General features: G+C 44.7%; 10 protein-coding genes. 1 reads left to right on the top strand and 9 read right to left on the bottom strand.

Translation table 11 applies throughout. The annotated features are described in order from the left end of the window. Positions 1–2: 2 nt before the first annotated feature. Together ectB and ectA are read right to left on the bottom strand one after the other, a co-directional pair. Positions 3–1268 (bottom strand): diaminobutyrate--2-oxoglutarate transaminase, encoded by a 1266-nt coding sequence (ectB, locus tag AC55NX_RS12515; protein WP_496996045.1) that lies wholly within the window; start codon positions 1266–1268, stop codon positions 3–5. Positions 1269–1389: 121 nt separating this feature from the next. Beyond that, a complete protein-coding gene (gene ectA / locus AC55NX_RS12520; RefSeq protein ID WP_496996046.1) occupies positions 1390–1941 on the bottom strand; it encodes a diaminobutyrate acetyltransferase in 552 nt (183 codons plus the stop codon). 697 nt (positions 1942–2638) lie between these two features. On the opposite strand from ectA, the gene AC55NX_RS12525 reads away from it, so the two are divergent. Beyond that, positions 2639–4165, top strand: a complete 1527-nt coding sequence (locus tag AC55NX_RS12525) for an AMP-binding protein (protein ID WP_496996047.1) — start codon at positions 2639–2641, stop codon at positions 4163–4165. 303 nt (positions 4166–4468) lie between these two features. Here the strand turns inward: AC55NX_RS12525 and AC55NX_RS12530 are convergent, their stop codons facing one another. The 7 genes from AC55NX_RS12530 to AC55NX_RS12560 all read right to left on the bottom strand — a co-directional run bounded on the left by AC55NX_RS12530 (position 4469) and on the right by AC55NX_RS12560 (position 10941). Beyond that, positions 4469–5275 carry an SDR family oxidoreductase gene (locus AC55NX_RS12530; RefSeq protein ID WP_496996048.1) on the bottom strand — a complete coding sequence of 269 codons (807 nt, stop codon included), beginning with the start codon at positions 5273–5275 and terminating at the stop codon, positions 4469–4471. 60 nt (positions 5276–5335) lie between these two features. After that, positions 5336–6760, bottom strand: coding sequence for a sensor histidine kinase (locus AC55NX_RS12535; protein ID WP_496996049.1), 1425 nt, complete (start codon positions 6758–6760; stop codon positions 5336–5338). Continuing rightward, positions 6750–7406, bottom strand: a complete 657-nt coding sequence (locus AC55NX_RS12540) for a response regulator (protein WP_059122031.1) — start codon at positions 7404–7406, stop codon at positions 6750–6752. The genes AC55NX_RS12535 and AC55NX_RS12540 overlap by 11 nt, the downstream gene beginning before the upstream one ends. After that, positions 7403–8050 carry a tetratricopeptide repeat protein gene (locus tag AC55NX_RS12545; RefSeq protein ID WP_496996050.1) on the bottom strand — a complete coding sequence of 216 codons (648 nt, stop codon included), beginning with the start codon at positions 8048–8050 and terminating at the stop codon, positions 7403–7405. The genes AC55NX_RS12540 and AC55NX_RS12545 overlap by 4 nt, the downstream gene beginning before the upstream one ends. A 34-nt stretch (positions 8051–8084) precedes the next feature. Further along, positions 8085–8747: an iron-containing redox enzyme family protein gene (locus tag AC55NX_RS12550; protein WP_496996051.1), complete on the bottom strand. Its 663-nt coding sequence runs from the start codon at positions 8745–8747 to the stop codon at positions 8085–8087. Between the two features lie 66 nt (positions 8748–8813). Continuing rightward, positions 8814–10325, bottom strand: a complete 1512-nt coding sequence (locus tag AC55NX_RS12555; protein WP_496996052.1) for an AMP-binding protein — start codon at positions 10323–10325, stop codon at positions 8814–8816. Between the two features lie 10 nt (positions 10326–10335). After that, entirely contained in the window at positions 10336–10941 is a 606-nt protein-coding gene (locus tag AC55NX_RS12560) for a thermostable hemolysin (RefSeq protein WP_496996057.1), read from the bottom strand. Between the last annotated feature and the right edge of the window lie 111 nt (positions 10942–11052).

The raw sequence follows: 11052 nt of genomic DNA on the forward strand, positions 1-11052 counted from the left end.
CCTTAAGATGCTTTTTTAATGTATTGTGGTGCGATGGTCTCTGTCGCACGCTGAAAGATATCCAGCCCTTCTTTGAGCTCGTCAGAGCTGATCGTCAATGGACAGAAGAACTTCAGAACTTCACCGTCAGGACCGGCTGTTTCGATGATCATGCTCTGATTGAAACATTCCCGGGCAATTTTTTCGGCAACCTCACCGGAAATACATTCCACGCCCTGCATCAATCCACGCCCTTTGCGTCGTGAAAGTAACTCTGGATATCGACGGATCATTTTCTCGATAACGTCTGTGACCTCTTGGGCACACTCACCAATATGATGCTCAAGATCATGGTTGGTCCAATAGGTTTCAATGGCTTTGGTTGCGGTCACGAACGCATGGTTGTTACCACGGAATGTTCCGTTATGCTCACCGGACTCCCAAACATCCAGCTCTGGTTTCATCAGTACCAGTGACATCGGCAGACCGTAACCACCGATTGATTTCGATAACGTCACAATATCCGGTGTGATGCCGGCAGGTTCAAAACTAAAGAAAGTCCCGGTACGGCCACACCCGGCTTGAATATCATCGACAATCAACAAAATTTCGTGGCGTTTACAAAGTGTATTCAAACGTTGCAACCAACTCTCGGAAGCCACATTGAGTCCACCTTCACCCTGTACGGTCTCAACCAGTACGGCCGCTGGTTGATCCATTCCTGAAGAGCCATCGTTTAACATGGTTTCAAATAATTTCAAGCCATCTTGTCCCGCATATCCGTCATACGGCAAACGCTGAATGCCATGTAAATGTAGTCCTGCTGCTCCCCGGTGATGCTGATTACCGGTCGCGGCAAGCGCGCCATACGAGCAACCATGGAAACCATTGGTAAAAGCAATAACATTACTGCGGCCAGTCACTTTTCGGGCCAGCTTTAATGCAGCTTCAACCGCATTAGTCCCGGTTGGTCCGGTAAACTGAATTTTATAATCCAGCATACGTGGACGAAGAATATGGTGCTCAAATGCCTGTAAAAATTCAGCCTTAGCCTGCGAATACATATCCAGACCATGCGTGACACCATCGCGGTCAATATAATCCAGCAATGCCTGTTTCAAAATGGCATTGTTATGACCGTAATTTAATGCACCGGCACCGGATAAAAAATCAAGATAGCGGTCACCACGTTCGGAATACAGACAGCTCCCTTTTGCCGTCGCAAACACGACAGGGAAGTGATTGGCATACGATTGTACGTTTGACTCTTTCTCGTTGAAAATATTCATAATTGAATACATTTCCTTTGTTTGAATTTTCTATGTATGGATTGGGTAAATTGGGCGAACAGACGACAGTAGTCGCTGGAGTGTACTTGTCACTTCAGGGATTACTTACGTTTAGTCGTCACTACGTCTGTGGTATTGACTCAAGCGGAATACGATACAGATATTCCGTCTCATGCTGTCCATCGAAATGTCGCGTCTCATCAAGAAACGTTGAAACCTGCCCCTGTTGACCATTAGCACGGTCGAACTTCTTAAATAGATTCCAAGAGCCCTGATTATTTCTGGTAATCGTGGTCTCAATCGCTTCGATATCCTGTAAATTCTCCTGAGAAATCAGCTGCTTTAACATACCAAATGCTAAACCTTTTCCTCGAGCAGACGGATGAACGGCAACCTGCCAGATAAACAGCTCTGAAGGTTTGTCCGGTTTACGATAAGCAGAAATGAATCCCAAAATATCATCTTGCTGTTCAGCAAGAATGCAGGTTTTTTGGAAATGAATTGACTGTAAAAAATTACAATATGCAGAATTTTCATCCAATGGTGGACACAAACTCACTAATTCGTGAATCCGCTGACCATCTGAACGAACGGGGGTTCTAAAAATCCACTGCGAATGATTTCGCTCTAGTGTAGCTCTAGCCATTTCTGACCATGGTATGTTGGTGATCATGATAATGCCTAATTATTTTGAACTCTAATTAATTTCCTAAAACACTAACACATGATTTGTGCTTATTTCAAGCTCAAATTTAGGAAAAAACATTGGATTAAAAGTTAATATATTGATATTAATAAATAAAAATTGGAAGACCACAACATAACTTAAGACATCGAATATTTAGATGTATAATAAAAATATTGAATTAATATGACTTTTCTCTGTCATTAATATGACAATGGTATCACTAGCATTTTGTTTGCGTTTTGCATTTTGCATTTTCAATATGCAAAAAACAAAACGCATATGACTTGTTTTGCCTACAAAACGCACAAAATTATGGTATTTTGTAGTTGGCATGCTTCATGCATTATTTAAAGTGACCCTTCTTAAGCCGAGGGTCACCTAGCCAACTGACGTTGTTAGTGAATGAATACTTGTTCACAATAAATTACGGCCAGTCACTGATATTGTGGCTGGCCATTTTTTTTGTCTAAATTTTGTCAGACACCTCACTTTATTCGCTATTCTGCCCGTTCAATAACACTTTCTTATTTGACGTTTTCACCAAATCTTACAAGACTTTAGATATGTATCTTCAGATGATGTCTCTGGGTATGAATCCGCCCATCAGAAAGATTCCGTTGATCCAGCAATAGGAATGGTAAGTACCGCCAATTAACTCTGTATACGACAACGAGATATAGCTATGGCAAACGATGCTCAATTATGGACACCGAGTCCAGAATCTATTCGTTCATCAAACCTTTACCAATTCATTCAGCACATCAACATGCAGGGCGAAGCACTCGAAGGTTTTGAACAACTTCATCAGTGGTCGGTAACCAACAGTAAACAATTCTGGCTGGAAATATGGCAATACTGTGACGTTATCGGATTTCAGGGAGATTGTGTCTTCGGTGAAGCAATGCCTAAATGGGAGAAATTCACTGCGGCTCGAGATACGATCTGGTTTCCTCAGGCGCAGCTCAATTATGCTGAAAATTTACTCTCCTATGCATTTCAGGAGCCTGATGCCATTGCACTCTGGTTTAAAAATGAAAACGGCCAGACGAAAACGCTGACTTGGCAACAACTGTGTGATCAAGTGTCACTTGTCCAGCAATGGCTGATTCAAAACGGTGTCGAGCGGGGTGATGTGGTTGTTGCTTATCTCCCCCATATACCTGAAACCATCGTTTCTCTGCTGGCTGTCACCAGCCTGGGGGCAATCTGGTCTTCTCTCGCTCCGGAGGATACGGATATTCAAACTGCTATGGTGTGCTTTCAGCCACTGCAACCCAAAGTATTATTCTGTAGCAATGGATATAACCGAGCCGGTGCGACCATCAATACTGAAGAGAATAATCGAAAGCTGGTCGATCACCTGACAAGTTTGACAAATACATGTCAGATCGAATACCTGCAAACCCCCCAGTTTTCATCCAACTATGTTGATACATTTTCAGACTGGCAGGCAATTCTGGCCAGTTATCTTCCCAGAGGGATCAAGTATGAACGGATCGGATTTAATGATCCGCTCTTCATTCATCACCAATTGCGACCTTCAGGGAAGAACGAGCGCATCGTCCATCGTATCGGAGGGATCATTCTCAATCATTTAAAAGAGCATCAACTCCATTGTAATGTTCAGCCAGGCTCTCGCCTACTCAGTCATTACTCATGCAGTAGTACGGCCCTGATCTGGCATACGTCAGCACTTGCCAGTGGTGCAACCCTCGTATTTTACGATGGCGCCCCCTTCTTTCCCAATATGAATGCACTCTGGTCTCTGGCAGAAGAATCCAAAAGTAATATCGTACATATTTCCTCCGCCTATCTGGAGCATCTGCGGGAAACAGCATTTTCTCCGGGGCATTTCTATACCATGAAGTATTTACAAACACTGATCGTCAGTGGTTCTATCAACTATCCGCACCTGTTCGAATATATTTATTCCTATATTCAAACCGATATAAGTGTGATCCCTGCATCCCAAGAAGAAGATATCGCAGGTTCTTTTTTGATCGGCCACCCCATGGCTTACGTGGACAGGCAATACATCATGACACCGGCATTAGGGTGTCATGTCCTGATTGAGGAACAAAATCTACGATGTACAAACAGTTTCCCTAACCAACCACTCGGTTTTTGGCACGATTCAGGAGAAGATTATTACCATACCTACTGGCATCAGAATCAGGGGATGTGGTCACAGCCAGAATACGATAAATAATCCGTTAGATTTATCTGAGGTAAAATAAACAAGGGCCTGTCTCAGACAGGCCCTTGTTTGTGCTTTATTATATTTTTTTCGTTTCAGCCAGCGTTGTTAGTCACCGCGCTTGTTACTGATACTTGCAACTGACGTTATCAGCTTTAATCTTTCTCAAGCAGTTCGGCTATTAGACGTGACTTCTTACAAAAAATATGTGAATTACATCAAAAAAATGTCACCAAACAAAAAACAATTGTGACATTGTATGCAATTCACCTCAATTCATTAATTTAAGAATTTCTTGCATTGCTTTCATCATTTTTATGAATGAATAAGACGAATGAAATGATGAATTCTCGCTTGCTGACGGCGAATAGACTGAGCGACGACCGTGGGGAAAATCTGGTTCACCCGTACAAACAGTTTTTCCGGCCAGCCAATCCAACGAGATGTTGTTTCATGTTTTAAGGATTCGATGACCAGTTTTGCAACCACCTGCGGCGAGTCACTACGATTTCCGAGTTCCTGATTCATCTGTTTTACCAATGGTGAATTCAAATCAGTATCCGTTGCCCGGGGCGCAACATACAGTACTCGGATTCCGGAACCATCCAATTCCCGATCCAGCGCTTCACTGAAGCGGTACATCCCCGCTTTGGCACCACAGTAAACGGTATAACCCGGATAACCGATGCCTCCGAATGCCGAACCGATATTCAAAATAATACCCGGACGATTCAACCAATTCAGTGCCATTTGGCTCACTAACATCGGTGCTAACAGATTCACGTTCAGTTCCTGCTGTACAGATGCAACAGTGCGATTGGCAAGCAGGTTAAATTCATTCACACCCGCATTATTGATCACGATGTCGATTCCCTCACCAGACTGATTCAACTGATTGCCTGCATGATTTAATCGTTCCAGATCCGCTTCGCAAGTAAGATCGGCAGAAAACACAACATGCTTTTCCGGCTCAGAAAGGGTGGCTCTGACTGCTTCTAATTTCTCATGATTTCGTCCGACCAAAAACAGATGCGCGCCCGCAGATGCCAGCTCAGTCGCCATTGCCTGACCGATACCGCCCGAAGCTCCTGTCAACAAAACACGTTTACGCTGCAAATCCATACCCAATGTTCCTTATATTATCCCGTCTATTTCTACTTCTTTTTCTTTCGACAAAGAAGGCTAAAGTTCATGCTGATTTTTCATCAATGACACCAAAAATGTATTTGCCTGATCCTTGCGGGGGAGGAGTTCAACCGTCCCATAATGTAGCTTGACGATATCTCTGGTGATCGACAGCCCCAACCCTGCACCATCACCTCTTTCCCGATTTGAACGATAAAAACTTTCAAACAATTTTTCACGCGCTTCAGCGGTAAGATCTTCACCGGTATCAGAGACATAAACCTGCACCCTATCCGGTAAATCTTTCAGTGTGACCGTAATCTGTTGCCCCTCACCAGCATAGCGAATGGCATTATCAATCAGGTTACTCAGTAGAATCCCCAGTAATGATTCATCTCCGGGAATCCAACAATCATCCCCGATCAGTGACATTTCCTGCTTATTTCGCAACGCCAGCGGGGCGAGTTCTCCCATGACATATTGAACTAAGCGTTTTAAATTGATTTCAACCCGTTCCATACTGTGAATATTTTCAATCCGGGCTAAAGTGAGCAACTGTTGAATTAGACGATCAGAACGTTCAATGCCTCGCAAAATATTGTGTAAGTCAGTATGTAAATCTTCTTCCCGCTCACTGTTTAATGCGTTTTCAGCATTCAATCGCAACACGGCTAACGGTGTTTTTAACTCGTGAGCCGCCATACCGGTAAAACGTTTTTCTCGTTTCCACGCACTATCCAGTTCAGCAAGCAATCGGTTTAAGGTTGTCACAAGCGATGACAACTCGATGGTGTCGAGCCCGACAGTCACAGAATCGAGCTTACTCACACTCCGCCTGGAAATGGCCTGTTGCAATTCGGTAATCGGGGCAAAGTGGCGATCAATTAAAAAGTACAGCACCAACGCTAAACAGGGGATCAGCACCAACTGTGGCACCAGCGTGGAAAATGCCAGTTCAGTGATCATTTCATTGCGAACGGCTTGCTGCTCCGCAACAATAATGTACTCAGAATGCTGAGAGTTGTTGCGTTTTAAGGGAAGCTGGAAATACCGCCACTCCTTGCCTGCTATCTCAACATAGCCAAATCCGGAATAAGTAGGATCATGCACGATCACATGATTACGCAGGTGCGAACCCCAGACGACTTTTCCATCCCGATATAACTGAATCAGTAATTTCTGTTCATATGGATGCCCATAAGCGGTTGCTTCATCATCACTATGTGCATCTCGGATATTTTGCATCCAGCTATCTAGCTGCCTGACATTTTCAGAACTCACCCGTAGTGAGCCGGAATCCGGCAGACTTAATAAAAAGAGTTTGGCCGTCTGTCCTAATCGTGCATCATAAACTTCCAGAATTTCATGATGTGACGAGCTATAGCTGAAAAACAAGGAAATAAGAATAAACACCGAAGAAAGCGCAATCATCGACAACGTAATACGCTTTTTTATAGAATACATTTTTTTATTACTTTTCAATGATATATCCTACGCCACGAATATTTTTGATCACATTCCCCGGGACTTTCTTGCGCAAATTATGGATGTGAACTTCAATCGCATTATCACTGCTGCCTTCATCCCAACCGTGTAACGACTGCTGAAGCTGCTCTTTACTCATCACCCGTCCGGCCTGATTCATCAGTGATGCTAATAACTTAAATTCATTGTTAGTCAACTTCAGTGCCTGTCCTTGGTACAACACAACCTGTCTGTCCAGAGATAACACTAAATCACCGACTTCCACCTGACTATCGGTAGCACCTGAGAGTCGCCGAATCATCACACGTAAACGGGCCAACAACTCCTCTAGCGCAAATGGCTTCACCAGATAATCGTCAGCCCCACCATCTAATCCTTTCACCCGATCTTGAATTTCATCACGGGCAGTTAAAATCATAATCGGTAATGAATATCCGGCACGCCGCACAGCTTTCAAAACCTCAAATCCGCCAATATCGGGCAGCATGAGGTCAAGAATAATCGCGGTAAACTGCTCTGTTTTCAGAGCAGTCACAACACCGGCACCTCGTTCAAGCCAGTCAACCGTGTAACCCTGACGACTCAATGCCGTCACCATCGACTGTCCTAATAACACATCATCTTCGACCAGCAATAGTCTCATTGAGCACCTAACTCTTTCAAACGTCGCTGAACTTCTGCCATCCGCCCCTGATCAGCGAGCGGTCTCGTTTCTCTTGGTGGCGCCACCGCCGCACGTCTCAGGTATTCAATCGCTTCAGCTTTGCGCCCGTCTTCTGCCAGAAAATCACCATAAAAATAGTTGGGATCAATCCCATCCGGATTATATTTCAAAGCCTTTTTGAGCATTTCCTCAGCTTTGTCATCATCGCCAAACCCAACTGGCCATCCCGGCACTTTATAGTACAGTGTCCCTAATGTGACATATGCTGAGCCATCTAATGTTTCCGGTGCTGTTTTTACTACGTCTTCCAGTAAAGCTTTGGCTTGTTTCGCCAAAGAGAGCCCACCTAATCCACCGTCTGCACCGGCCAGTGAACTCTTACTAATTGCCAGCCAGATTTTTAAATCATTGCGATCCGGGGCCTTTTGAAGCGAGCTCTCACTCAATTTAACCAGATTCTCCAGACAATAAACCTGCTGATCCTCATCCTTTGATTGATACTGACACTCAGCCCACTTTTTTTGAATCGTGATCAGCGGGTCAACTCCACTTGCCCATACGGATGATGACCCGATCAAAAGACAGCACGCTGTCATTATTCGGTTTTTTATACTTGCTCTCATAACCTGTTGCTCCTTGGCGACAATTGGTTGCCGTTTATTGGGTGAGTGTCTGTAGCATTTGTCCGTACAATTGAAATACCATATTGGCAGAACGGATAATAACTTGCTGTTCATCCGGATCGGAGATCTGCTCCATCAAGCGAGCAAAAAACTGAATATGCTCCTGATCAAGTTCACTATGAGAAGTCAGATAAGTCAATGCATCGTCCTGCAAATTGAGCGTCTGCTTGACCTGCTGAGCAACCTGTCCGCCAATACCGACACTCGTCCCTTCCAATACCCAAACCATGCCGAATAAAGCGAGGGGGTTACCGCGATCAATCTGGTGATATAAATAAGCGACCATCAATTCAATCGCAGGACAAACCGCACCATCATTCTGATTGTGGCGCACATCATCGGCAGAACCACCGCAAGCGCGAATATCATTCAAAATCCACTCATGGTGACCGATTTCTTCCTCAATATATTCTGCAATCGCACTCCGTAACCATTCTTTATCTTCTCCAAGGCGAGCACCACATGCCATTAGCAACGGCACCGTATGTTTTACATGATGGTATGCCTGTGTCAGAAATGCTTGGTACTGAGGCAGATTAATATTGCCCTGACTACATGCAGCAATAATCGGTGCAGATAGCATCGCCTCACGAGCAGGTCGAGTTGCTTCTTGCAATTGATTAAAAAAATCACTCATCTGTTCCACTCCACAATCAATGTTAGATTCAATACCCAAGGTAATCTTAAATACCCAAGGTTAAGATTAAATATCAATTCGCTTTATCATGTTTTGAAAAGACACAATATCGTCGCACCACAAGTTAACCTGTTCTTCAACCAGATGTCGTTTAGGACGCCCGTTTGCTGTAAGTAAAGTCCGGTATTCTTGCGGTGACGAAACTAAAATCACCTGACAAATATGGGCATAATCAGGAAGCTGACGATTCAACGCGACAATCGCAGCCATTACTTTTTCCACATCCTGAGACAAAATAACGCCCATGAGCCGATTCTTTGCTTCACCGACCACAATTAAACTTCGCAAGGCATCCCATTGCTGCCCTTCAGATTCAATCCATTCCGGAGAAATATTGCGGCCAAATCCAGTAATGATCTGATTTTTCTTTCTCCCCTGAACCGATAAAAACCCCTGCTCATCCACATAACCCAGATCACCGGTCGCCACCCATTCCGAGGCCAAAGGCTGATTGATATACCCGAGAGCGACAGCACCTCTGACGAGAATCTCGCCATCATCAGTAATCCGCACGTCAGCATGGGGCAGAATTTTTCCTGCGGTTCCGGGACAGTTCGCTTTCGGTGTATTCAGACTAACCACCGAACCACATTCAGATAATCCGTATCCTTCATACACCGGCAGCCCTAAGCGATGGGCTTCAACCAATGTTTGCGGTGTAACTCTGGCACCACCGACAGCGACAAACCGAAGCGATGCAGCAAGTTGCGGAAGATTGCGAGTCACAGCGATCAACGCGTGTAGCAACGCCGGTGTCAGTACCAGCGAATTGGGTTGATATTGCATCAATGCACCGGCAAATTGCTCCGGAGAAAACTGACTCGAGCCCTGAAGCCCGACCAATGCCCCATCCACCACCACCGATGTCAAACCAAGCACTAGGGGGACATACACACCTGTAATATTTTCCAGCAATGTGGACAAGGGCAACATCACCAGATGTTTTTCCAGACCACTTTGTTTTGCCATCTCCTGTGCCAGACTTGATGTCACCTGATCAAGATTCTGCTGACTCAAACACACCCCTTTGGGCTGCCCGGTTGAACCCGAGGTAAACGTAATTTTGACTGTCCCCGGTAGAATTCCCTCGTTAACACAACGAGATCGTTCAGACTCATGGGAGAATTCAGAGCGCCGCCCAATGGTGCACTCTTTCAGTTCACCACAGGGCTCAAATCCCGGCAGAGGCTGATCATAGATAAGAGTGTCTGTCCCCGTATGAGAGAGGACGTGTTCAATTTGAGCGGGACTAAAGAATTTAGGCAGCGGCACACAAGGAATCTGTGCATACATTGCGGCTAAATCAGCAATCAGCCAAGACAAACTGTTCTCTGCATAGATGGCGATGCAATGTGACTGTAATGCGCTGAACACATCAGCATAATGATGAACTTGTTCAGATAGTTGTTGAAATGTCAGTGTCTCAGGTTCACCGAGCACATTCTGGCCGATAAATGCAATGGCATCTGGACGCTGACTCGCGTGGGAAAATAACGCAGATAATATGGTTTCACTCATTGACAGTGTCTCACTCTATACCGATACCTTTGGTCAGCCAATAACGCTTCAAATGGGCCAGACTTTGTTGAAGATCGCCAGCAACAATGCGGGGACGAAGCTGGTAATAACGTCCCCATTGAGCGGCATTATTGACACGTTGAGCGTCAGCTTGAGCAATCACAACTGGGTTGAGCCCTAAGCGCTTCATTAACGCATAGAGCGGATCAGTGACTGTACAGATACACCACTGATATCCCATCTCAACCAAACGTTGTGCAATCAGATAAAAATGAAATGGTGAGATACCTTTGGAGAATGAAGCAAGTTGCCCGAATTCAATCAGCGTCTTGCGCCCGATAGTCTGAGCAAAAGCCTCTGAGACAGCCTTTTCAGCCGTACAGTCCAGATATTGTTCCAGAAATAACGGGGCTTCAGAGGCGGCTCGATAACCACAAATTGACTGAATTTCCTCTCCCTGTAGCAAAGCTAAGAACAGTGGCATGAATTGCTCAATATTGGCATCAAATGCATATGAATATCTGTCGGCTATATACCGTTCAACCTGATGACGCATGGGATGCGCCTCACCTATCATTTCTAATGTCATTGAAGAATCGCACAGAGCTGCTTGCATCATTCAACCCTCTTGAAGACCTAAAAGCAGCATACGAGAGAAAACTTAAGAAAAACTTAAGAGAGAAAACTTAAGAAAAATCAGGTATAAAAAAACAGCGCCATTGATGCG

Source organism: Vibrio rubrogenes, assembly GCF_059641415.1.

Excerpts from the sequence above, each read along its gene's own strand:
- AC55NX_RS12530 (WP_496996048.1), bottom strand. The coding sequence starts at position 5,275 with ATGGATTTGCAGCGTAAACGTGTTTTGTTGACAGGAGCTTCGGGCGGT.
- ectA (WP_496996046.1), bottom strand. The coding sequence starts at position 1,941 with ATGATCACCAACATACCATGGTCAGAAATGGCTAGAGCTACACTAGAG.
- AC55NX_RS12560 (WP_496996057.1), bottom strand. The coding sequence starts at position 10,941 with ATGCAAGCAGCTCTGTGCGATTCTTCAATGACATTAGAAATGATAGGT.
- AC55NX_RS12555 (WP_496996052.1), bottom strand. The coding sequence starts at position 10,325 with ATGAGTGAAACCATATTATCTGCGTTATTTTCCCACGCGAGTCAGCGT.
- AC55NX_RS12540 (WP_059122031.1), bottom strand. The coding sequence starts at position 7,406 with ATGAGACTATTGCTGGTCGAAGATGATGTGTTATTAGGACAGTCGATG.
- ectB (WP_496996045.1), bottom strand. The coding sequence starts at position 1,268 with ATGAATATTTTCAACGAGAAAGAGTCAAACGTACAATCGTATGCCAAT.
- AC55NX_RS12550 (WP_496996051.1), bottom strand. The coding sequence starts at position 8,747 with ATGAGTGATTTTTTTAATCAATTGCAAGAAGCAACTCGACCTGCTCGT.
- AC55NX_RS12545 (WP_496996050.1), bottom strand. The coding sequence starts at position 8,050 with ATGAGAGCAAGTATAAAAAACCGAATAATGACAGCGTGCTGTCTTTTG.
- AC55NX_RS12525 (WP_496996047.1), top strand. The coding sequence starts at position 2,639 with ATGGCAAACGATGCTCAATTATGGACACCGAGTCCAGAATCTATTCGT.